Annotated in this window: 23 protein-coding genes and 1 pseudogene; 7 read left to right on the forward strand and 17 right to left on the reverse strand. The window is 41.3% G+C overall.

Annotated features, from left to right (window positions below; genetic code table 11):
• The first annotated feature begins 317 nt into the window (after positions 1–317).
• Complete coding sequence (locus GNF10_RS10445; protein ID WP_012407186.1) at positions 318–527, forward strand: molybdopterin-binding protein; 210 nt, start codon at positions 318–320, stop codon at positions 525–527.
• Positions 528–732: 205 nt separating this feature from the next.
• On the opposite strand, the gene GNF10_RS10450 is transcribed toward GNF10_RS10445, so the two are convergent.
• The 13 genes from GNF10_RS10450 to GNF10_RS10510 all read right to left on the reverse strand — a co-directional run bounded on the left by GNF10_RS10450 (position 733) and on the right by GNF10_RS10510 (position 9,855).
• Positions 733–984, reverse strand: coding sequence for a FeoA family protein (locus tag GNF10_RS10450; RefSeq protein WP_185592748.1), 252 nt, complete (start codon positions 982–984; stop codon positions 733–735).
• Positions 985–1,088: 104 nt separating this feature from the next.
• Positions 1,089–1,388 carry a 2Fe-2S iron-sulfur cluster-binding protein gene (locus GNF10_RS10455; RefSeq protein WP_185580871.1) on the reverse strand — a complete coding sequence of 100 codons (300 nt, stop codon included), beginning with the start codon at positions 1,386–1,388 and terminating at the stop codon, positions 1,089–1,091.
• 224 nt (positions 1,389–1,612) lie between these two features.
• Positions 1,613–1,984, reverse strand: coding sequence for an iron-sulfur cluster assembly accessory protein (locus tag GNF10_RS10460; protein ID WP_179071798.1), 372 nt, complete (start codon positions 1,982–1,984; stop codon positions 1,613–1,615).
• Between the two features lie 108 nt (positions 1,985–2,092).
• Positions 2,093–2,890 carry a HesA/MoeB/ThiF family protein gene (locus GNF10_RS10465; RefSeq protein ID WP_185580870.1) on the reverse strand — a complete coding sequence of 266 codons (798 nt, stop codon included), beginning with the start codon at positions 2,888–2,890 and terminating at the stop codon, positions 2,093–2,095.
• A gap of 10 nt (positions 2,891–2,900) precedes the next feature.
• Positions 2,901–3,218, reverse strand: a complete 318-nt coding sequence (gene nifW / locus GNF10_RS10470; protein WP_185580869.1) for a nitrogenase-stabilizing/protective protein NifW — start codon at positions 3,216–3,218, stop codon at positions 2,901–2,903.
• Positions 3,215–3,415: a CCE_0567 family metalloprotein gene (locus GNF10_RS10475; RefSeq protein WP_185580868.1), complete on the reverse strand. Its 201-nt coding sequence runs from the start codon at positions 3,413–3,415 to the stop codon at positions 3,215–3,217. Before GNF10_RS10475 ends, nifW begins: the two co-directional genes overlap by 4 nt.
• Before the next feature lie 107 nt (positions 3,416–3,522).
• Positions 3,523–3,999, reverse strand: a complete 477-nt coding sequence (locus GNF10_RS10480; RefSeq protein ID WP_185580867.1) for a NifX-associated nitrogen fixation protein — start codon at positions 3,997–3,999, stop codon at positions 3,523–3,525.
• The gene (gene nifX, locus GNF10_RS10485) at positions 3,996–4,409 is read right to left on the reverse strand and encodes a nitrogen fixation protein NifX (RefSeq protein ID WP_185580866.1); all 414 of its coding nucleotides are present in this window, start codon (positions 4,407–4,409) and stop codon (positions 3,996–3,998) included. Before nifX ends, GNF10_RS10480 begins: the two co-directional genes overlap by 4 nt.
• Before the next feature lie 235 nt (positions 4,410–4,644).
• Positions 4,645–5,982, reverse strand: coding sequence for a nitrogenase iron-molybdenum cofactor biosynthesis protein NifN (nifN, locus tag GNF10_RS10490; RefSeq protein ID WP_185580865.1), 1,338 nt, complete (start codon positions 5,980–5,982; stop codon positions 4,645–4,647).
• Positions 5,982–7,364, reverse strand: a complete 1,383-nt coding sequence (nifE, locus tag GNF10_RS10495) for a nitrogenase iron-molybdenum cofactor biosynthesis protein NifE (RefSeq protein ID WP_114083659.1) — start codon at positions 7,362–7,364, stop codon at positions 5,982–5,984. Before nifE ends, nifN begins: the two co-directional genes overlap by 1 nt.
• Before the next feature lie 99 nt (positions 7,365–7,463).
• Entirely contained in the window at positions 7,464–7,811 is a 348-nt protein-coding gene (locus GNF10_RS10500) for a Mo-dependent nitrogenase C-terminal domain-containing protein (protein WP_185580864.1), read from the reverse strand.
• Positions 7,812–8,006: 195 nt separating this feature from the next.
• Positions 8,007–9,542, reverse strand: coding sequence for a nitrogenase molybdenum-iron protein subunit beta (gene nifK, locus GNF10_RS10505; RefSeq protein ID WP_185580863.1), 1,536 nt, complete (start codon positions 9,540–9,542; stop codon positions 8,007–8,009).
• 208 nt (positions 9,543–9,750) lie between these two features.
• Positions 9,751–9,855, reverse strand: a complete 105-nt coding sequence (locus GNF10_RS10510; RefSeq protein WP_084227069.1) for a nitrogenase molybdenum-iron protein subunit alpha — start codon at positions 9,853–9,855, stop codon at positions 9,751–9,753.
• A gap of 393 nt (positions 9,856–10,248) precedes the next feature.
• Between GNF10_RS10510 and GNF10_RS10515 the strand changes: the two genes are divergently transcribed.
• From GNF10_RS10515 to GNF10_RS10525, 3 genes are all read left to right on the forward strand, one after another.
• Positions 10,249–11,550 carry a site-specific integrase gene (locus GNF10_RS10515; RefSeq protein ID WP_185580862.1) on the forward strand — a complete coding sequence of 434 codons (1,302 nt, stop codon included), beginning with the start codon at positions 10,249–10,251 and terminating at the stop codon, positions 11,548–11,550.
• A gap of 158 nt (positions 11,551–11,708) precedes the next feature.
• Positions 11,709–12,365: a hypothetical protein gene (locus GNF10_RS10520; RefSeq protein WP_260446042.1), complete on the forward strand. Its 657-nt coding sequence runs from the start codon at positions 11,709–11,711 to the stop codon at positions 12,363–12,365.
• A 138-nt stretch (positions 12,366–12,503) separates the two neighbouring features.
• Positions 12,504–13,340, forward strand: coding sequence for a hypothetical protein (locus GNF10_RS10525; RefSeq protein ID WP_185584868.1), 837 nt, complete (start codon positions 12,504–12,506; stop codon positions 13,338–13,340).
• A gap of 240 nt (positions 13,341–13,580) precedes the next feature.
• On the opposite strand, the gene GNF10_RS10530 is transcribed toward GNF10_RS10525, so the two are convergent.
• Complete coding sequence (locus tag GNF10_RS10530; RefSeq protein WP_185584867.1) at positions 13,581–14,183, reverse strand: hypothetical protein; 603 nt, start codon at positions 14,181–14,183, stop codon at positions 13,581–13,583.
• A 49-nt stretch (positions 14,184–14,232) separates the two neighbouring features.
• Here GNF10_RS10530 and GNF10_RS10535 point away from each other — a divergent pair.
• Positions 14,233–14,334, forward strand: a pseudogene (locus tag GNF10_RS10535) (element excision factor XisI family protein); the annotation flags it as partial.
• A 65-nt stretch (positions 14,335–14,399) separates the two neighbouring features.
• On the opposite strand, the gene GNF10_RS10540 reads toward GNF10_RS10535, so the two are convergent.
• Positions 14,400–14,939 (reverse strand): DUF2267 domain-containing protein, encoded by a 540-nt coding sequence (locus GNF10_RS10540; protein WP_185584866.1) that lies wholly within the window; start codon positions 14,937–14,939, stop codon positions 14,400–14,402.
• A gap of 296 nt (positions 14,940–15,235) precedes the next feature.
• On the opposite strand from GNF10_RS10540, the gene GNF10_RS10545 reads away from it, so the two are divergent.
• Complete coding sequence (locus GNF10_RS10545) at positions 15,236–16,033, forward strand: dienelactone hydrolase family protein (protein WP_185584865.1); 798 nt, start codon at positions 15,236–15,238, stop codon at positions 16,031–16,033.
• A 279-nt stretch (positions 16,034–16,312) separates the two neighbouring features.
• Here GNF10_RS10545 and GNF10_RS10550 read toward each other — a convergent pair whose 3' ends face one another.
• Together GNF10_RS10550 and GNF10_RS10555 are read right to left on the reverse strand one after the other, a co-directional pair.
• On the reverse strand, positions 16,313–16,960 hold the full coding sequence (locus tag GNF10_RS10550) for a class I SAM-dependent methyltransferase (RefSeq protein ID WP_185584864.1): 648 nt from the start codon (positions 16,958–16,960) through the stop codon (positions 16,313–16,315).
• Between the two features lie 119 nt (positions 16,961–17,079).
• Entirely contained in the window at positions 17,080–19,275 is a 2,196-nt protein-coding gene (locus tag GNF10_RS10555; protein WP_185584863.1) for an ATP-binding protein, read from the reverse strand.
• A gap of 418 nt (positions 19,276–19,693) precedes the next feature.
• Here GNF10_RS10555 and GNF10_RS10560 point away from each other — a divergent pair, with 418 nt between their 5' ends.
• Positions 19,694–20,881: a calcium-binding protein gene (locus tag GNF10_RS10560; RefSeq protein ID WP_185582299.1), complete on the forward strand. Its 1,188-nt coding sequence runs from the start codon at positions 19,694–19,696 to the stop codon at positions 20,879–20,881.
• Positions 20,882–21,042 lie beyond the last annotated feature (161 nt).

Below are 21,042 nucleotides of genomic sequence, written 5' to 3' on the forward strand. Positions count from 1 at the left end.
GGATATATCTAAAAAAAATATTTAAAAACAATTAAAGTACAGTATTTTTTACAATCTAATTTCATTATCTAGACTAATAGCAAATAGACTTTTGCGTAAGTTCAAGTTCTCCTAGCTTTAACAACGGTCTTAAGCCCATTGTCTTGCTAAAATTTGATACCATTTTTCCATTAAATGCTGTTTTTAATAAAAACGAATTATGATCTTGAGATTTACTTTATATATCTAAGACTTATTAAGAAATTTAAAACATTTTCTTTTTTTAAGCCAAATTTGCTAACTTATTTAAGTCCTGATAAGTAAAACACAGACGAAACATGGAAATTAGCGCTCGTAATTCTCTCAAAGGTACTGTAAAAAAAGTTGTGCCTGGTACAGTTAACACTGAGGTAATTTTAGAAATTGCACCAGGAGTAGAGTTAGTGTCAATAATCACAAAATCATCAGCAGAAAAGCTGGGACTTGCAGAAGGCAAGGAGGCTTATGCCGTGATTAAATCATCAGATGTGATAGTTGCTGTTGAGTAAAAATAGGCAATTTGCCTTTTATTGCAAGCGCCTCTATCACTAATATCGAATTGCATTTATATTTTTCAATTTAATGACCTCACTCCTTGAATTAATTAATACAGGAGTGAGGTCAATTTAATTCGTAATTTGTAATTACTATGTATGGTCTTAATTACGAAACCAAAAATTTCTATTCAAGGGAATATTATATATTTTAATTAGTTTAATTATCAATAATGCGTACATAAATAGCTTGGATCATTTCTGTATCTAGTGCTAAAGATGTGTTTTCTATTTTAATAATAAATGATGGAAACTTTTGTTCTAAAATGATAGCATTTCCTGGTGTTATCCCTGTTGATATTAGTCTGTTTAAGATTGTTTCATCCTGAGTTTTACAGAAGGTGACGATTCCTCGCTCTCCTGTTCTCAATAATTCTAATGAACAGCCAGTTACACTAAAGGGGGTAAACATTTCAATTATAAATTAATAATTTTGAAGGGAAGAAGGAAGTATATTTTCATCCTTCATCCTTCATGCTTTATTTGGTCGCCAAAGACGGCAACCAAAGTAATACTTTATACGAGGTACGCTTCTTGATGAGTCTTAATTGTGCAATTAGAACGAGGATAAGTTACACAAAGTAGAGCGTATCCTTTAGAAACCTGATCGTCATCCAGAAAGTTTTGATCTTCTTGATTAACTTCACCTTCAACAACCTTACCTACACAGCTAGAGCAAGATCCTGCATGACATGAGAAGGGCAATTCAATACCATTTTCTTCTGCTGCTTCTAAGATGGTGGTGTCTTCTTCAACTTCAATTGTGGTGTCGAGGTCTTCTTTTTTGTTGATTAATCTAACTTGATAGGAAGCCATTTTCCGATTCTCCTCAAACGTTATACAGTTGGTTTAATTTCCGAATTTTTTGAGCAACCTATCCTACTTTTGCTCCCCTCTTTCTTACGGAGATACAAAGTTTAGTTGGCTTCTATATAGGGATAAGGAATGCAACACGAACTAGAAGCTATCTCAAGAGCATTGAAATGCGAAGTGCTTCTATGGGAAGCCTCTACAATTGACTTAGCGCTAACGGAATGATGTTAGCTGCAAGGTACACCAGTAGGTGTGCCATCGTCTGTTTTAAAGGACTTTCCACAACCGCAGGTATCAGTTGCATTGGGGTTGATGAATTTAAAACCGCTTTCCATCACTCCCTCAACGAAGTCAACGATAACTCCGTCTAATAACGGCGCACTTTTGGCATCAACGTAAACTACCACTTTGCCTTGGTGACTTACCAAATCATCTGGTTGAGGTTTGCTGGTGATATCGATTGCATATTCATAACCACTGCAACCACCATCTTTTACAGAGATGCGAACACCTTTAGTTGTGCCATCAGCGTCGGGTGCTGAACCTTTGAGGAATGCTCGCAGATGGAATTCTGCTTTTTCTGATAAGATAACGGCCATTAAGTCTCCTGATTTGTAGCGATTAGTTGTTCTGATTTCAGGTGTAGGGTTGTTATTTGTCAGTTGTCATTTGTCCTTTGTTATTCACCAATGACCAATGACTAATGACTAATGACTATTGACTGTGGGTTCCATCGAATTGGATTGCGCGTGTCTCCAAGGCGCACTATTGCCGCATACTGGACAAGAGCGATCGCGGTGAGAACGGCGTTTAGCAAATTCCATCCGATTTAGGTCGATTGTCAGCAATTGCGACAATAGAGGCTGACTAAACCCGGTGATCAGCTTGATCGCTTCCAGTGCTGTTAGACAAGCTAGGGTTCCAGAAACAGCGCCTAGAACTGAAAAGCCGCGCTGATCCCACTCAGGCTTTTCTGGAAACAGACAAGATAAACAAGGAGTCACACCAGGAATAATCGTTGTCAGGTAAGCCTCCATCCCATTCATTGCGGCTTCCACCATTGGCTTGCGCGATCGCACACAGGCTTCATTTAACAAATTGCGCTCTGTAAAATTGTGGGCGCAATCAAGAGCCATATCAGCCGACTGCACTAACGAATCTACATTTTCCGGGGTGATGTAATCATGAACAGCTTCCACTTGGACATCAGGATTAATCGCATCCAAAGTTTCTTTAGCTTTAAATACCCTTGGCTTACCTACCCAATCATCAGTCATGAGAACCTGACGATTCATATCATCTTGCCGCAAGTCACCACCCCGGACTAAGATTAGCCGCCCAACGCCCGCTACTGCTAAGTAAAGCGCCGCCGTACCGCCTAATCCCCCCACACCTGTAACCAAAACTGTCGCTGACTTCAAGCGTTTCTGTGCTGCTTCGCCAAAGTTCGGAAGCATCATTTGGCGACGATAGCGTTCTAATTCGGTAGGCGTTAGGTTAACCAATTTATACCTCCTAATCAGAAGTGATTTCTGTCAGTGTGACTACATTTTTCGGCTTGTCGTTAAACACTTTGAACAGCTTTTGTTCATAAGCTGTCGATTCGGTAAATAACTGATAAGCTTTTTGCAAAGCCAAAGAATATTGATTTAATTTCTCTTCTTGACTCAAGCCAGGAGAATTATCATCAATTTCCTGTATATGTTGAGAAAACTTTTTCAGAATATGTAGACGATGCACATTCACAACTTCTAAGTCGTAGGGCATATTAAAGAATTGAAAAAATTCTTCTGCATCTACGAGCTTCTTGAATTCATCAATTGTTCCAGTCATTTGGCATTCTCCAATTGTTTCAGATGTTGCTTAAGTTCATCTAACTGGCGATAGATTTCATAAGTTGCGGCGGCAACATCCATAAGTTGTGTGTAATCTGTTGGCAGACCTTCAGCTAAATCATGCAGATCCATTTTCATTTGACCTGCTTTGCTGTTGAGCCGTCTGATTTGTCCTTGTAGTTCCTCAATTGTCATTTGTCATTTGTCCTTTGTCCTCGTCTGTTGTCATTAGTCATTTGTCTTTTACTAATGACCAATACTTCGGCTTCGCTCAGTACAAATGACCAATGACCAATGACTAATTAAATTTTGCCAACTTCAGGAAAGCGTTTCGCCAAATCAAGACCTTTTTTGACGTAATTTTCTCCCTCTTCTGCTAATTTCTCTATTGAGTCAAAGCCAAAGCGTTGAGCATCTCGCAAAGTTTTCACAGCTAGCAAGAGACGACCAGAAAAAACTAGCGCCCAGCCAAATCCTTCATGGCTCAAATCAACTACAACCTGAGATATCAAACCTGTTTCTTGTTCAATCCCAGCCGCTACAGCCCGAAAAAATGCCATAATTCGTGCTTGAGTTACCGGATCAACTTCGCCCTCAACGGAAATTTCCCGTTTCTTTTGTTTGGTGACAATAAAGGGTTTAAGAATTAACTCATCCGACCAAGTACGATAAACTCCATAACTGTCTTGACCACGGATTTGTTTGATTAATACCTTAAGGAAAGGTGAGTTCAAGACTTCAGTTGTAGCAGTTCCGTTAACACTATTATTTGTGGTCATACTGTTGCTTCGTCTTCAATTTCATCAGCAAAGTTTGTGGTTTTTGGCTGTAAAGCTTTACGCAACCAAGGTGGAGGATTACCTTTGAGGGTTTTTACTAGCTTGTTTAGCACTTCACTAATTTCTTCTTCTTCCGATCGCGCCTTCACTGGGGTGACACCTTTCTTGATTAACCGAGCGGCGGCGCTACCACCAATTGCTGTTACGTAAATAATCGTACAGTCGCCTATTGACTCAAGCTTTGGGGTGATTTTGTCTTCATTTCCATCTTCTTTGAGTTCGCCTTCAAAGGTGAGGGTTTCTACGAAGTGATATCCCTCGTCGGAAATTTCGTAAACATCAATCATTTTTGCCCATCCGAAGTGGGCATTAATATGAACTCGGTCGCTCGTCGTGAAGGCTATTTTCATTGTAATTCTCCTCTCTAAAGTTTTGAATTTTGAAGCAATACGGTTCAGTTAGTAATATTTAGCCTCGGAAGATCCCCCCAACCCACGCCAGTCGCTCATGGGGGAAACCCCCAAGACCGCGCTGGCTCCCCTTAAAAAGGGGGGCTAATTTAAGGCTTGCTCTATTCCTTCCTTTTTAAGGAGGGTTAGGGAGGATCAATTCTTAACTGAACTGTTGTGAATTTCAAGTGTGAATTCAAAACTCAGCGCTCACAGTTCCGAACTCTTGGAACTGCTTAACTCTCGCTTCTTCTGCTTCTAAAAACAGGTTGCCGATGCCAAATAAAAGCTCCATCGTGCCTCGATAGCCAACTTTAGTAAATTGACCATTACCTAAGCGGTCATAAATGGGCAATCCTAGACGATAAAGAGGAATCGAGAGCCGTTTTGCGATCGCACCCACATTCGAGTTACCAATCAGCAAATCAGAACCACCCGCTAGACTCTCAAAGTCTTCCAAGTCGCCGATAGTGATACTTTTAACCGGGAGTTTTTCTAAGAGGTGCGATCGCGTGGTTGTCACCACAGCATGAATTTGCGCTCCCATCGATTGCAGGAAATGCACTGTTGACCACAACAAATCTGGTTCCAGTGCTAAGGAAACTCGTTTTGCACCGAAGTAAAAGTGGGTGTCTAGCATCGCATCTTGCAACTGACGACGTTGGCGGCGGTATTTTTCAGGTACGCTGTTACCGCTCAGAATCGCCAATGCTTGGATAAATTCATCTACTGGTTCCAATCCCGTCAGTTCGCCAAACACTTCGTAAGGTGTGCCAAAGCGTTCTTCGAGAATCTTTGCAGCCCCCCGCATACTTTCACCTAATGCCAGGGTAAAGGCAGAACTACCTACTTCTCGTAGCTGTTTTAAGGTAGTTCCACTGACTGTAACCGCACTGTAACTATCCTCTAAATGTCCATCTAGAGAAGCGCCAAGGTCAGGTACAAAGATCGGCACTAGTCCAAAGGACGTAATTATCTCTTTGATTTCCTGTACATCCCCAGGCGTGAAGGCAGAACCTGCCAAAATCGTGACTTGTTCGGTTCTGAGTCCACCCGCGCGAGGAATTTCCTTAACGATGCTTTCTACAGCAACAGCAAAACCATCTTGCAACGCACCTTTAAAATCTGGGGTAGGTGCAAAAACGATCGCTAAATCATTCAATTCGGGATGGCGATCGCGGATTTCCTTAAGAAAACCTTCAATGTCATCGCCTCTAGTTTCCGTTAACCCAGTACTACATAAACCAATAATTTCTGGGTTAGCCTTTTCTACCAGAGTCAGAATTGCTTGCTCCACATTCTCTTCACCACCCAAGATAGTAGTGACTTCCGTCATCGCTGTGGTAGCAAGGGGAATCGCTTCCCGGAAATGCCGCACCAGGACAACTTTAGCGAAAGCAGTACAACCTTGAGAACCGTGGAATAAGGGCATTGTCCCTTTCAATCCCAAAAAGGCTAAGGTTGCGCCCAAAGCTTGACTTTGCTTGAGGGGATTAACTGTCAGTGCTTTGTTAGAAGCGGTAACGATCGCCATTAAACTTCCTCCTCTTCTTCCCAAGGAGCGGGTTTGCGTATTTGTTCCCAAATCGGGCTATACAGAGCTTCGTACAGTTCCCGCGCCATCTCAATCATTCCCACATAACCTGCATAAGGATGGTGACGTTCTTGGTTAATGTCAAGGAAAGGAATTCGAGCTTTCAAAGCTGTGTATTGGTTACGTCCACCAGCAATCAGCATATCTGCGCGAGTGTCTTTAACCAGTTGTAGCAATTCTTGAGCGTTGCCTTTCTCCAGCATGATGCCATCGTTGCCAATCAACTTCTTGATTTTGGCTTTATCTTCTTCAGTACTTTTCCGAGTACTGGTAGCAACAACTTCAATGCCTAAGTCTCTAGCAGCCGAAATAATCGACCAACTCTTAACACCACCAGTATACAAAACAACCCGCTTACCTTTGAGTCGAGCGCGATAAGGAGCAAGTGCCAAATCTAAAGCAGCCGTTTCTTCTGCAATTAGCTTTTCTGTCCGCTCTTGTAAATCAGCGTCGCCTAATTTAGCGGCGATATTTCGCAGACAGCGATTCATATCATCGATGCCGTAGAAAGACTCTTCAATGTAAGGGATGTTGTAACGCTCCTCCATCTTTCTCGCCATATTGAGCAACGCTCGTGAGCAGATCATGACGTTGAGCTTGGCGCGGTGGGCATAGCGAATTTCATTGTAGCGAGCATCGCCCGTAATTTTAGACAAAATACGGATGCCTAATTTTTCTAGCAGTGGTGTTACTCCCCACATTTCACCGGCGATGTTATATTCACCGATTAAGTTAATATCATAGGGCGTTGTATGTTCCGGTTCTGCTGTTCCGACAACATATTCTAATAAAGATTCACCACCAAAACGGTTGCCGAGATTTTTACTGCCAATGAATCCGGGTGCAATGACGGGAACAACAGGAGTACCAATTTTCTCAGCCGCAGCTTTGCAGACAGCATCAATATCATCACCAATTAAAGCTGTAACACAAGTGGCGTAGACGAATACTGCTGCTGGTTGGTAGCGCTCGTGAAGTTCCAAAATTGCTTTGTAAAGCTTCTTTTCGCCACCGAAGATGACATCGTTTTCACCCAAGTCAGTAGTAAAGCCCATTTTGTAGAGTTGAGGGCCAGACGACAGACTACCACGACTGCCCCAGGAATTACCAGCACAGGCGATCGGCCCGTGGACTAGATGCGCTGCATCTGCGATCGGCACTAAAGCAATCATTGCACCATCAAAGGCACAGCCCCCTTGAGCCGCGCCAGGTTGTGCCTGTTGAGCGCATGATTTGTTTTTCTTTTCCGCTTGTTTGTGCTGATTATGCTCGCATCCTGTCTCAGTCAGCAGCTCGTTGATTTTGCCTTGGGTGCTTTTCATCTCTCTTCTCTTAATTGTTAATTGTCCTTTGTCATTTGTCATTTGTCCTTTGAATAACTAACAACTAATGACTAATGACCAATGCCCCATGCCCAATAATTAGCAAATGTATTTTGTGACATCTTCTCCACATACATCAGCGAGGTAAGATAGAGCGCGGAAACGCAATCCTACAAATTCGTCATATAAAGGATTGAGTTTACATAGTGGTGGGATATCAATACACTTACCAAATAATTTAATTTGTCGCTCAAAGGGACAACAACAAGGAATTGTTTGGCAAACTAGATGAGCGAAGCGATTATTTTTAACCTGAATTCCATCCACTACACGCCGCAACGGATTAAGAAGATTGTGGAACCATCCTGGTTTTTTCTGATTAGGTGGATGGTAATTAGGATGAGGATGAGTGTGAGTGTGTTCGTGAGTGTGATTGATGGTTTCCATTTATCAATTCCTTGGGTAAATGCTATCAAGAAAAAGGGGAGTTGGGGATTGGGAATTGGGGATTGGGCATGGGGCATTGGGCATTGGACATTGGGTATTTTCCCAGTCCCTATTCCCTATTCCCTATTCCCTATTCCCTACTCCCTACTCCCCTTCTTTACCCTTTAATTAACACGTTGTGTTTCTACGCAATTTCTAACGAATCAAGTCGTAGGAAATATCTGTCTTAGAAGGAATGTTGGTGTTGCGATCGATTTCTTCAAACAGGGTGTTTACAGTCCAGTTGAGGAGGTTGATCACACCTTGATAACCAATGGTGGCATAGCGGTGTAGGTGGTGGCGATCCATGATGGGGTAGCCGATTCTCACGAGGGGAATCTTGGTGTCGCGCCACAGGTACTTACCGTATGTGTTACCAACTAAGAAGTCTACTGGTTCTGTGAACAACAATGAACGCATGTGCCACAAGTCCTTACCAGGCCAAACAGTTGCATGTTGACCGAAGGGGCTAGAAGCAAGCAATTCTTTGATTTCTGCTTCAAATACTTCGTTGCTGTTGTGAACCAAGATATGCACAGGTTCAGCACCCATTTCTAGCATAAAGCCAACTACGCTGTATACTAAATCTGGTTCGCCGTAGATAGCGAAGCGCTTGCCGTGAATCCATGAGTGGGAATCAGTCATGGCATCAACTGCCCGACCGCGTTCGATTTCCAATTCTTGAGGAATGGGGATACCGCTCAATTCGCTGAGTTTCATCAAGAACTCATCAGTACCCTTAATGCCCCAAGGACGGGAAACTGAGGTTGGTTGCTTCCATTCTTTTTCGATGTATTCGCGGGTTTTGGGTGTAGAGTGTGCTTGCAGTGCGATCGTAGCTTTCGCATTGATTGAATCTGCTGCATCTTCTAGCTTTGTTCCACCTGGGTACATATCGAATTCACCTGTGTTTGGTGAATCCAGGTAGTCGCTGTTGTCGGCTAGAATTGTGTAGTCAAAGCCGAACAAAGAAGCAATCCGCTTGATTTCGCGGTTGTTGCCTACATAGGTGTCAAAACCTGGGATGAAGTTGATTTTACCATTGCTGGTTTCTTTCTTATGACCTGCGGTCAAGTTAGAAAGAATTCCCTTCATCATGTTGTCGTAACCAGTGATGTGGGAACCGACAAAGCTAGGGGTGTGAGCGTAAGGTACTGGGAAATCTTGAGGAACTGAACCAGCACTCTTAGCGTTGTTGATGAAAGCTTGTAAGTCATCACCAATTACTTCTGCCATACAGGTGGTGCAGACAGCGATCATCTTAGGCTTGTAGAGAGTGTAAGAGTTCGCCAAGCCGTCAATCATGTTTTGCAGACCACCAAACACGGCTGCATCTTCAGTCATTGAAGAAGATACACCAGAGAATGGCTCTTTGTAGTGACGGGTTAAGTGGGTGCGGAAGTAAGCAACGCAACCTTGAGAACCTTGAACGAAAGGTAGAGTACCTTCAAAACCAACAGCAGCAAAGATTGCTCCTAGTGGTTGGCAGCCTTTAGCAGGGTTAACGGTTAAAGCTTCACGAGCGAAGTTCTTTTCACGATAATCCCAACCCTTTGTCCACTCTGCAACCCGTGTTACTTCTTCGGGGTCGTGACCGTTTTCAAACTGCTTTTTGTTTTCAAATAGCTGTTGGTACTCAGGTTGGTGGAATAACTCGACGTGATCTTGAATTTTTTCTGGATTCTGAGGCATTTCTTCTGGACTCCAAGCTTACTGAATTCTTTTACTGATTGAGAAATAAGGATTTGAGGCGGGGCTGGGAGATGGGAATATGATTCAAAATTCAAAAAGCAAAAATCAAAAGAAATTTTTAATTTTTCAGTTTTGAATTTTGGATTCCCAACTCCCCCCTGGGGTTTTAGCCCCAGGTTATCCTTACTTATCGCTCTCTCCCATTTCTCTAGACGGCAGCCTTAGCTTTAGCTTCAGCCTTCTTAGCCTGAGCTTTTTCATTCCAAGGAGCGCCAATTAATGACCAAGTTGGGCTGTTGAGTGCCAAGTCCATATCACGAGCGAAGATAGCGAAGCCGTCATAACCGTGATAAGGGCCGGAGTAATCCTTTTGGTGGTTTAATTTTTTTCAACTGTCTAATGTTTGCAGTAAGCAATGTCTCTGCTAAACATTGTTTTCTGGGAACACATTTATTTTTAGCCTAAATATAGGCTAAAAACACAGCATAATCAGGTTCAGGACTTACGCATCATCTAAATGTTGTCCTGAGCCGGGGCGTTGCTGAATAAAGGGATGATTCTTGTAGGGTGGGCATCCTGCCCGCCTGGAAATACAAGGGACGGGCAAGATGCCCATCCCACAAAACCAGCGAAATTATCCCGCAAATATGCAACACTGCCCGGTGTTTATGTTTATCTCTGCAATCACAGCAACAAAGAGCGCACGATGAGAACGAAAGTACTATTGGAATTAGAGAAAGTTAATCTGCGTTTGAAGTCTGCAAAGGCAAAGGTGACAATTAGAGAATCGAATGGAAGTCTGCAATTACGAGCGACGTTGCCAATTAAACCGGGAGACAAAGACAGCAACAGTACTGGGAGAAAGCAATACAATCTCAGCTTGAATATTCCCGCTAACTTGGATGGACTCAAGACGGCTGAGGAAGAAGCCTATGAATTAGGAAAATTAATCGCGCGTAAAACGTTTGAATGGAATGATAAATATTTAGGAAATGAGGCAATTAAAAAAGAATTTAAAACTATAGGAGAATTACTCGAACAATTTGAGAATGAGTATTTTAAAACTCATAAACGCACAACGAAAAGCGAACATACTTTTTTTTATTACTTTTCCCGCACAAAGAGATTTACTAATCCCCAAGATTTGGCAACTGCTGAAAATCTGATAAGTTCAATTGAACAAATCGATAAAGAATGGGCTAAATATAATGCAGCTAGAGCGATCGCAGCATTTTGTGTGACATTCAATATCGAAATTGATTTATCGAAATATTCCAAGATGCCTGAGAATAATTCCCGAAATATACCTACAGATGCGGAAATAGCTGAGGGAATTCTCAAGTTTGAAGATTATCTTAATAGTAGAGGTAATCAAGTTAATCAAAACGTTCAAGATAGCTGGCAACTTTGGCGGTGGGCTTATGGAATGTTAGCAGTTTTTGGTTTACGTCCAAGGGAACTTTTTATTAATCCTGATATTGATTGGTGGTTGAGTAAAGAAAATACAGATTTGACATGGAAAGTTGATAAAGATTGTAAAACTGGTGAGAGAGAAGCATTACCATTATATAGGCAATGGATTGAGGATTTTGATCTGAGAAATCCTCAATATTTAGAGATGTTGAGAAGTGCGATCGCTAAAAAAGATAACACCAATCATGCAGATATAACGGCGTTAACACAGCGAGTTAGTTGGTGGTTCCGCAAAATAGGATTAGATTTTAAGCCTTATGATTTACGCCATGCCTGGGCAATTCGGGCGCATATTTTGGGGATACCAATTAAAGCGGCGGCAGATAATTTGGGTCATAGTGTGCAGGTTCACACCCAAACTTATCAGCGTTGGTTTTCGCTAGATATGCGGAAGCTGGCAATTAATCAGGCGTTGAGTAAGAGGAATGAAGTTGAGTTGGTTAGAGAGGAGAATGCTAAGTTGAGGATGGAGAATGAAAAGTTGAGGCTTGAAATTGAGAAGTTGAAAATGGAGTTAGTTTATAAACGTAGTTGAATTTGCCAAGAAAATTGATTTAGTGCGTCGCGCTACCCAACAATACACTCTACTTGTACTTTTAACTTACCATAGCAAATTCTAGCAAGTAATTATATGGTAATTTTGTGTATAATAAATTTCCATATATTCAGATGTATCAGTGTATGACCAAACTCATGAACGCTGACGAAAATGTGCCGAACGAGTTTTATATCTTCGTCAATGAATTAAATCCGTTAACATATCACAATTTCAATTTCACAGGTGTCTTCTCATCGGGAGCTTTTGGAAGCCTGGATATTAACCCAGAGTTTTTTTCTAAGTACCAAAAAGGTAGTGCTAACTACCTTCCGTATGAGCCTTGCGAGATGGATAGCATGGCTCTCTCCCCTTACTTTCTGACTGCGATCAATGACTATCGCGTTGAGTACGATGCTGAAATATTTCGGAAGCACTACTACCAGTTCTTCCCCTCACGTTTTTCTGCAATCTACGCGTTTGGGAACATTGAGTCTTGCCAAGCAGTAAATACTAAATACGGCTGGCCTCTCGATTCTGTGAAGCGGTTTCGGCTGATTGACAACCCTCTAAATAGAGTTGTACGCGTAAACATGGAGCATGTTTCATTGTTGCGCCATGCGTATCGTGTATCAGTACTTCAAGACATAGACAGTTTATGGAGAGGATATTGGTCGGGATTTGGGAATATTGTTCTGGAGTTACCGACCATAGGGTTTCAGCGTAAGCAGTACGAATCTGGTCTGATCTGGGAGTACCTTATAGAAGGGTGTGTACAACACTTGGATTACCCACATAACAATGCAATTCAATAATAAGAGCATCCTCAATGTAGGGTGCATTGTCGCAAAGTGCAACGCAGCATGATCTCAAATATCCCAAATATCCGATCAAAGCTGAACCTGACCATCACCACCCTAATCTAACGAGTAAATCTTTTGCTGAACAAAATCATGAATACTCACAAAATAAAATTTAAGGGTGACAAGAAAGGGTACTGTAATATTTGTGGTAAATATTCTCAACTGACACGAGATCATATTCCTCCACAAGGCTGTGTCAAACCAACACTTGTCGAGTTAAGAACTTTAACACAACACATTTCGGAATCAAGTAAAAATTCAACCGATTCTCAAAGTGGGCTAAATATACTCTCTATTTGCGGTGACTGTAACAATAACTTGCTTGGCGCACAATATGATCCAGAATTGATTGAGCTATCTAAAAAGGTGGCTGGAATGGTGAGGATTCAGCAAGAACTGGGGCTATCTTTGCCAGAAAAAATAAATTTAAGTGTAAAACCTCAAAAATTAATTAGATCTCTCATTGGTCATATCTTAGCTGGAAAGTTGCCAATTATAGGAAAGCCTCCTATATCTGCACCTTTTCCAGATGCTTTGAGAAACTATTTTTTGGATCAGTCTAGCAACATACCAGATAATCTTGATATCTACTATTGGATTTATCCATCAAATAAACAAATAGTTATTAATTCACTTGCAATTGGATCATCTCTCGGAGAGGGATTCATTTCTGGTAGCTGCTTGCTCAAGTTTTTTCCCCTGGCTTTTTGGGTGGTTTGGAACCAGCCAACTTCGTTTCCAATAAATTTACCAAAGATCCCCCAAAGTCAAGTTAAAGACTTAGATGAAACCTGCGAAATAATGATTGACTTGCGACAGATACCACGTCTTAACTACCCAGAGGTTCCTGGTGAAGGCAGATATATCATGTACTGCGATCACTCAACCTTTTTAGCACAACCGAAAAAAACAAAAGGATTCGGGTAGTGCGATCACATCCTTAATAGAGTGCGTTATCGCAAATTCCAATGCACCTTCATCATATCAGCAGGCGATCGCGCGATATTCATCCAAGCTGTAGCGGCGCGAGATGGCAGAAATCATAGGTCGTAAGCGTTGGCGTAGCCCGCCGGTAGGCATCGCATTGGCTATCAAACAACAATATTATTTTGTCACAGATTTGCTTGTAAGGTGATATCATGCTGCAATACGATGCCAACGCATCTATCAACTATTTTGAACCATCCAAACTAAAAATCCGAGAATTTGTTCTACAGGCGGAAGGGGATAATCTGTTAAGTCGATAGTGACAAGATTATCCTCTAGCTTTAAGAATCGCCATTGTGTACCACTGCTAATAGAACCATAGATTACGGCAACTGGACGATTTTTGGCGGCATTGAATCTTTGTGCGGCAACCATTTCTGCAATACATTGTCCAAACCCTGTTCTTAAATCAGCTTTTTTTGCTTCCAAAATTACAATTGCAGGTGCTTCAATTTCTAGCACTTCCGGCGAACGACTTAAAAGAAAATCACACATTCCATTAAGTCCAACTGCCTCATCAACTGTAAAATCTTCTCCAGAGAATAAGCTAATTTGGCGATTTAATATTCGTCTAACTTCTAATAATACTGGGTAAATAATTCCTTCTGAACGTGCTTTTTCACTTGCTGAAGAAGTAATTGGCAGACTTTCTTCAAGATATGCCGTCAGTGTAGCAGATACTTCAATTGGTTCAATGGCAGGAATAAAACGCCCACCTTCTTGCGTTTTTAACCCGAAAGCTTCTTTAACTTTACTGATAGTTGTAAACTGACTATAAGGCATAATTGGTAGAAATCATAGGTCATAAGCGTTCGCATAGCCCCCGGAGGCGATCGCAGATCAACTTGTGAGCGAGGGAGTGCCTAAGCAAGATATTGTGATAGCATATCATGCACCTCATGTAAGGCAGTATACAGAGTTTGCTGTAGGCTAAACCTATTTAAAAAGCCTGTTTGCGATCGCTACCCACAAACAGACTTAACTTTTTTATACTTCTAATTAAGCTTGATCCCAAAGCTGACGTACATAATCAGGGAGTGCGCCAGCAATTTCCTGAATCCGCTCTGGGGAAAGTTCGTCTTTGGTAGCAGAAAATACCGCTTTAACTGCCTGTTCTGCCTCGACTGATCCTGGAACCCCTCCTTCATTCGCAACCCGCGTTAGAAAGAGCTTGGAATCAATTCCAATAGGAGCCGGGCCTCTTAAAGGTTGACGGATGCGACTTAAAAATCTCACAACCGGATTGGTGTCTTTCCAGAGTTCAGCCACTTCAAACTGGAGTGCTTTTTCATCTGTAGGTATAGCTTCTGTATGCAGTTCTGACTCAACGCGATCGATTGTGTCTGTGGTCATTAAGTCACGCATGACGCGATACACAACTTCGGTAAAGTCTCTTGCGTCATACAAATCCGCAAATCCGCTTCGAACCATGACTTTCTCAAGAAAGGAGTGATGTTCATCAGCGATCGCAGTTCGAGTATCTTCAATCTCTGTTGGGTCAACTTCTGGAATATTTGTTCTAAAACTTTGATCTGGCATTGTTTTTTCTTCTGGTTATTAATTTTGAGTCTTTATGCTTACTTTATGTAAGGTCGCACAAATCAAAAACTCTTGTAATCTTCCAGAAGTTTGAGATGACATCTATTCAAAAGTTAGAAATTTTTCTAATCTGCATTTAGATACATAGCACTGTTATGTCTCTACAAGGGTTCTGGATAACGCATATTTAATTTAACCCGATGCTTATTAAGTAGAGCAATCCTTGTAGACATCGCCCATCGGTGTCGAAAAACAGTCAGAATAAATGAGTTGGTATAAAAGCAGCCGAAACAAATATGGTAGAAACAACAAACATCGAAATTAACACTGCAAAAGTCAAAGTACCCAACGATGACTTAGAAATCGATGCTTACTTAGCTCAACCAGCACAAAAGGGAACCTTTGGCGCAGTTATAGTTTTTCCAGAAATTTTTGGAATCAATAGTAATATTCGAGATATCACCGAATTAATCGCTAAACAAGGTTATGTAGCAATAGCCCCTGCGATGTATCAACGTATTGCTCCCGGTTTTGAAGCTGATTTTAGCGCTGAAGATGTTGGGTTTAGTCCAGAAAGCTATAGGCTGGGGTTGGAATACTATCAACAAGTAAAGTATCAAGATATCTTAAGTGATATTCAAGCTGCGATCACCTACCTTAAAACTTTACCCAATGTCAAAGATGATGCAATTGGTGTTATTGGTTTTTGTTTTGGCGGTCATGTTGCTTACATTGCTGCGACTTTCCCTGATATCAAAGCAACAGCTTCGTTTTACGGTGGCGGAATTACCACTTCTAGTTATGGCGAAGACACTCCAACTATTAATCGCACATCGGAAATTCAAGGTACTATTTATGCCTTTTTTGGTACAAGAGATACATTAATTTCCCAGGAAGAAAACGAGCAAATTGAGGCAGAATTAAAGAAACATCAAATCAATCATCGTGTATTTCGATACGATGCCGGACATGGATTCTTTGCCGGATTCTTCAAAGACAAGTACCCATTTATGGAACAACACCCAAGTTACAATCCTGAAGCTGCTCCTGATGCTTGGCAACATGTTCTAGAACTGTTTCAAAATCACTTGTAAAACCGTCTATTGATAAAGTAAATATTAGGTAGTGGCGTGGCAAGGCTAAAATGTTGCAAAAAAATTGTAGGTTGGGGAGCTACTGCGTTGTGCGGGTTTCCCGCGTTGTAGCAAGTGGCGTTGGAGGCTTTGTGTAACCCAACATATATCAGGATGTTGGGTTGCGCTCCGCTCCACCCAACCTACATCTACGTCTAATGCACTATTTTAAGCTTGCCATGTCACTACAGTTTAAGGTTTACTACAAAACAAAATTACAAAACTGCAATAGTGTTGTCCTTAACTTTTTAAGTTTTTAAGCAGTAATTGACAACCACATAAAAATGGGTTGGGATTTTCGATGCGATCGTCTACAAGCACTTCAACGGGAAGCTTGCTGTTATAAATCAATTTGTCATAATCCATCAACGCATCCCACTTAATTTTGCCAGTCGGGAAGCCTACTTGTGAAGCACCATCAGCTATTAACTCTTGCCATTTCTGAATCTCTGGATCTTGGGATTTGCAGTAATCGAGAATGGCAATAAATGCCCCAGGCTTGGTAACTCGTAAGATTTCTTGAAGAGCAAGAACTGGATCGTTAACGACACAGAAGGTAAATCCCGATGCTGCTGCATCAAAGCTATTATCAGGAAAATCAAGGTTGCAGAGATCCGATACCTTGAAGGTGATATCTGCGGATACGCGTTTTTTACGTGCTTCATCCATCATCTTCTCAGAGAGATCAACACCCACAACATTTACCCCTTCTGGGTAAGCTGAAAGATTAAGACCTGTTCCTACCGCAGCATCCAGCACGGTTTGTCCTGGCTGAAGCTGCAAAGAAGCAATTAAGGGTTCACGTTCAATGTGCCAATAACGCTTCATAATTGCGTCATAATCTACCGCCCCGCGATCGTAGGTTTCAATTACTTGATTTATCTGCATAGGTTCCTTAACAAATAGAATTACTGGTTTTAACTGCCTATTTAACGTATAATAATGTGGGTTTGTAAAGCTTGAGTACCGTAATAGTGACTAGATGAATTGGTAATTCCAAATTAGTGCTAAACCACTTCATTAACGTTTAGCTGGAGAGGAATCTGAATGATAAACTCGGTTCCTTCACCAGAATTTGAGAAGCACTCCAGTTTGCCGCCATGTTTTTCTGTGATGATTTGGTAGCTGATGGACATACCCATTCCGGTTCCTTTACCAATGGGTTTGGTAGTAAAAAAAGGATCGAATATTCGTTGCTGAAATTCTTTAGATATACCGATTCCGTTATCAGCGATCGCTATTTCTAACCACGTTGAATTAATTACAGATGTGCGAATCTTAATTCGACTAGGATTTTCCTCAATCTCCTGATATGTACGCTTAATATTATTTTCTTCTAACGCATCAACCGCATTTACTAAAATATTCATAAACACCTGGTTGAGTTGTCCGGCATAGCATTCTACTAGAGGTATAGTGCCGTAGTCTTTAATCACCTCAATTTCAGGTTGTTCTGGTTTAGCTTTGAGGCGGTGCTGCAAAATCATCAAAGTACTGTCGATGCCTTCATGAATATCAACACTTTTGAATTCCGCTTCATCAATGCGGGAGAAATTTCGCAACGACAGTACAATTTGGCGAATGCGATCGGTGCCTACTTTCATGGAAGACAACATTTTTGGTAAATCTTCCTGCAAAAACTCTAGTTCGATGTCTTCGGCAACGGTTTGAATTTCAGCCGCAGGGTTGGGATCGTGCTGCTGATACAATTGCACAAACGCTAATAAATCCTGGGTATATTCCTGCACATAGACGAGGTTGCCATGAATAAAGTTGACTGGATTATTAATTTCGTGTGCGACTCCAGCAACTAGTTGTCCCAGACTAGACATTTTTTCACTTTGAATAACTTGAGATTGAGTGCGCTGCAATTCCTCTAATGTATTTTTGAGTTCAGTAGTACGTTCTTCTACCCGATCTTCTAGTTTTTCTTTACTTTTCTCTAAAGCGGTAAACGATTCATGTAGTTGCTCTGCCATGTAGTTGAAAGAGTTAGACAGGGTATTAAGCTCTTGAATAACGCCAGTTTCTACTGTCTGAGCTAAATTGCCAGATGCCATTGCCTTACTTGCCCAATTTAGGCGCAGAATCGGGCGTACAATCCAATGGGAGGTAAATACGCCCATCACAGAGGCAACGACTAATGCACCAAAACAAAGTGCGATCGTGATGCCCGTATTGGCGTTAATTTGCGCCATAAATGCGTTTTCTGGCACACTCACTACCATCAGCCAATCCAAGCCGTACTTGTCACGCCAAGGTGCAACATCGACAAAATGCCGTTTTCCTTGTACCTCAAGTTGAAAATCTGTGTCTTGGGTGATAGATTCAAACCCAGAGGTTTGGAGGCGTTTGGCAATGTTCTGTATTACTGGGTCAGAACTGTCGATCGCTCGTAATCGCCGGATATCTTGATTGACGAGGACAAAAGGCTTTTCTGTACCAGAACTGGCAATTAATGTGCCATCCCGTTCTAAAAGGAATACCTGCCCAGACTTACTAATATCCAAACTGCGTAAAAAATCGCTGAGTTTTGACAGATGGATATCGCAGGCAATCATGCCTAGTAAGCGATTTTGCGAATCATAAATGGGACGACTGGCAGAAGCAGCTATGTAAGGGCCAGTAGGATAATTTCCAGTTACAATCTTTGCCCAAATAGGTTTACCAGCAGCGATGGGTTGAGTATACCAAGATTCCTTGAAGTTGTTCCAATCCCACCGAGCATTAATTTGAGTTCGATTACCTTGATTATCTGTGGCATAAGTGGAAGTATTATTGGGAGGCTTGGCAGTCCAATCATCAATGGTGATGGTCTTACCGTCATAACGAGCGGCTCCAAGACCCTCACCTGTCGTTAGCCCGATACCAATATAAGTCAGGTCAGAGGCGTGCATCTGATCCCAGAAATACTTACCAACGGTTTGGCGATCGCGTACATCTAATATTCCCCTGCGGATCGCATCTGCATTGATCTGATTAAGGGTTTGTGGAATGGCAAGATAAGACTTCAAATGTTCATCCACTACCTCACTTGTGCGATCTATCAACTGTTCTGCTAGGTCGTTAACTGCCCTTTGTCCATTTTTAAACGACAAATAACCCACTAAACTAACCGCTGCAAAAATTTGGATCAGGAAGGGAACAACAAGAACAATCTGTAAGGGGAACGCTTTACCTTTGCGGGGATAGGGAATCTTCATTGTTGGAAGCTGAAAGTTATGCTAATTTGATTTGCTTCTATAGTTCCCAATATGTCCACATACTCACCTTTATTTAGTTTTTTAGTCTAGTCATAAGTAGCTACAGGGTATATTGTCACAAAGCGCAACCCACCATAATATCAAATATTCCAAAGTTCTCACAAAAGCTGAACCTCACCACCAGCCCAATCTAACGGCTAAATATTGTCCTGGATCAATTTCAAACTTGATTGGCGATCGCAGTTACAAGCATAGTACCTATACATTGCTTGTTTTTTATAGGCTTTTTTATTTATTTAAACCAAATTATAAAAGAATTTTGAAATTAACCGGATTCTATTGATTTATCTAGAAAAATAGCTCAGATACGTAACTTTCTGGTTTCACTGAACTGTATTGAGCTATAAAGAAAATTTTTATGACAACGCAAGTTTTTCGCGGCATTACCTACACAGAGCAAGTCATTGAAGAGAGTAATAAAAAAGTTTCTGGTACTGCTAATCCAGACTGGTTTATTGTAGAAGGCAACAACAATGTTGTAAATACACGAGATGGCAATGATGTTGTTTTACTAGCAAGAGAAATAGACTTAATCTATCTATCTACTACTTTTAATGGGGAGGTATTGCAAACTAGTTCTCTGTCCTCTAATCCTGATGGAATTAGTGCGATCGTTGATACTGGAGCAGGAGATGATTATGTCAGTTTGGGATCTGGTAATTACAAAATTAATTTAGGCAGTGGAAATAACTTTTTAGACGATTACGGTGGAAACTATTTATTCGATGCTGATGGTAGTAATATTATTGGCTTAGGGACAACTCCAAAAGTGATTGCCTCAGCCGGAGCAGGTGACGATATTTTCTATTTAGGTGGATTTGCTAACCGAACCATTGATGCAGGAAAAGGTAATAACTTAATTCTTTTGGGAGCCGGAGATGCCAACATTAAAACAGGCTCAGGAAATGATGTTATAACCAGTGAACTTTCAATAGCAACTTATATTTTTTTCGCCACTGGTTTGCCATTGTATAAACAAACTATAAATGCTGGAGATGGTGACAATCAGATTGCTGTTGCTCCCTATGGCGAAACCACAGTTAAAACCGGCTGTGGCGAGGATTTTATTCTTGCTTATGGAATCCCTGGCTCAAGTGATACAAAGATTTTTACAGGTGATGGCAATGACACAGTTATTACAATTGATACGAACAGCACTATTAAGTTTGGCTCAGGCGATGATTTAATTTTTGCTGGTTCAGGTGATGATACTATCCTTGTAGGAAATGGAAATGATTTAGTAAATCTGCGAGGAGGAACGGTTTCTCTGCCTGACCCTTTAAGTAAGGATACAAACCTGTTTGGTTCATCTGTTGAGGTAATAGGTGGGGGAAATGATAAAGTCTACTTGGGTCAAGGAAGAGATACAGTAATTCTGGGAAGTAGCGGCTTTGCAACTATCTATGGCTTTGATTGCAACGATCGCTTAGATGTCACCGGGTTAAACGCTAGCTTTACCCAGATAGGACATGACACACTGATTAATTCATCTGGTAGTTCTTTGGGAGTTCTCAAAGGATATACAGGTTCAGTGCATTTAGCGTAATTGTGAATGCGATCGCTTAACTCTATTAAGACTTATACCAATTTAATGTGAAGTTGCATATATCTTGATCCCCCTAAATCCCCCTTAAAAAGGGGGACTTTGAGAGATGTTTTTCCGGTTCCCCCCTTATTAAGGGGGCTAGGGGGGATCGAATTATATGC

The organism is Nostoc sp. UCD121 (assembly GCF_014222285.1).
Taxonomy (GTDB): Bacteria; Cyanobacteriota; Cyanobacteriia; order Cyanobacteriales; family Nostocaceae; genus Nostoc.

Bases quoted from the DNA above. Each gene is read 5' to 3' on its own strand.
- GNF10_RS10445 (WP_012407186.1), top strand. From the start codon at position 318: ATGGAAATTAGCGCTCGTAATTCTCTCAAAGGTACTGTAAAAAAAGTT.
- GNF10_RS10450 (WP_185592748.1), bottom strand. From the start codon at position 984: ATGTTTACCCCCTTTAGTGTAACTGGCTGTTCATTAGAATTATTGAGA.
- GNF10_RS10455 (WP_185580871.1), bottom strand. From the start codon at position 1,388: ATGGCTTCCTATCAAGTTAGATTAATCAACAAAAAAGAAGACCTCGAC.
- GNF10_RS10460 (WP_179071798.1), bottom strand. From the start codon at position 1,984: ATGGCCGTTATCTTATCAGAAAAAGCAGAATTCCATCTGCGAGCATTC.
- nifW (WP_185580869.1), bottom strand. From the start codon at position 3,218: ATGACTGGAACAATTGATGAATTCAAGAAGCTCGTAGATGCAGAAGAA.
- GNF10_RS10475 (WP_185580868.1), bottom strand. From the start codon at position 3,415: ATGACAATTGAGGAACTACAAGGACAAATCAGACGGCTCAACAGCAAA.
- GNF10_RS10480 (WP_185580867.1), bottom strand. From the start codon at position 3,999: ATGACCACAAATAATAGTGTTAACGGAACTGCTACAACTGAAGTCTTG.
- nifX (WP_185580866.1), bottom strand. From the start codon at position 4,409: ATGAAAATAGCCTTCACGACGAGCGACCGAGTTCATATTAATGCCCAC.
- nifN (WP_185580865.1), bottom strand. From the start codon at position 5,982: ATGGCGATCGTTACCGCTTCTAACAAAGCACTGACAGTTAATCCCCTC.
- nifE (WP_114083659.1), bottom strand. From the start codon at position 7,364: ATGAAAAGCACCCAAGGCAAAATCAACGAGCTGCTGACTGAGACAGGA.
- GNF10_RS10500 (WP_185580864.1), bottom strand. From the start codon at position 7,811: ATGGAAACCATCAATCACACTCACGAACACACTCACACTCATCCTCAT.
- nifK (WP_185580863.1), bottom strand. From the start codon at position 9,542: ATGCCTCAGAATCCAGAAAAAATTCAAGATCACGTCGAGTTATTCCAC.
- GNF10_RS10510 (WP_084227069.1), bottom strand. From the start codon at position 9,855: ATGGACTTGGCACTCAACAGCCCAACTTGGTCATTAATTGGCGCTCCT.
- GNF10_RS10515 (WP_185580862.1), top strand. From the start codon at position 10,249: ATGAGAACGAAAGTACTATTGGAATTAGAGAAAGTTAATCTGCGTTTG.
- GNF10_RS10520 (WP_260446042.1), top strand. From the start codon at position 11,709: ATGAACGCTGACGAAAATGTGCCGAACGAGTTTTATATCTTCGTCAAT.
- GNF10_RS10525 (WP_185584868.1), top strand. From the start codon at position 12,504: ATGAATACTCACAAAATAAAATTTAAGGGTGACAAGAAAGGGTACTGT.
- GNF10_RS10530 (WP_185584867.1), bottom strand. From the start codon at position 14,183: ATGCCTTATAGTCAGTTTACAACTATCAGTAAAGTTAAAGAAGCTTTC.
- GNF10_RS10540 (WP_185584866.1), bottom strand. From the start codon at position 14,939: ATGCCAGATCAAAGTTTTAGAACAAATATTCCAGAAGTTGACCCAACA.
- GNF10_RS10545 (WP_185584865.1), top strand. From the start codon at position 15,236: ATGGTAGAAACAACAAACATCGAAATTAACACTGCAAAAGTCAAAGTA.
- GNF10_RS10550 (WP_185584864.1), bottom strand. From the start codon at position 16,960: ATGCAGATAAATCAAGTAATTGAAACCTACGATCGCGGGGCGGTAGAT.
- GNF10_RS10555 (WP_185584863.1), bottom strand. From the start codon at position 19,275: ATGAAGATTCCCTATCCCCGCAAAGGTAAAGCGTTCCCCTTACAGATT.
- GNF10_RS10560 (WP_185582299.1), top strand. From the start codon at position 19,694: ATGACAACGCAAGTTTTTCGCGGCATTACCTACACAGAGCAAGTCATT.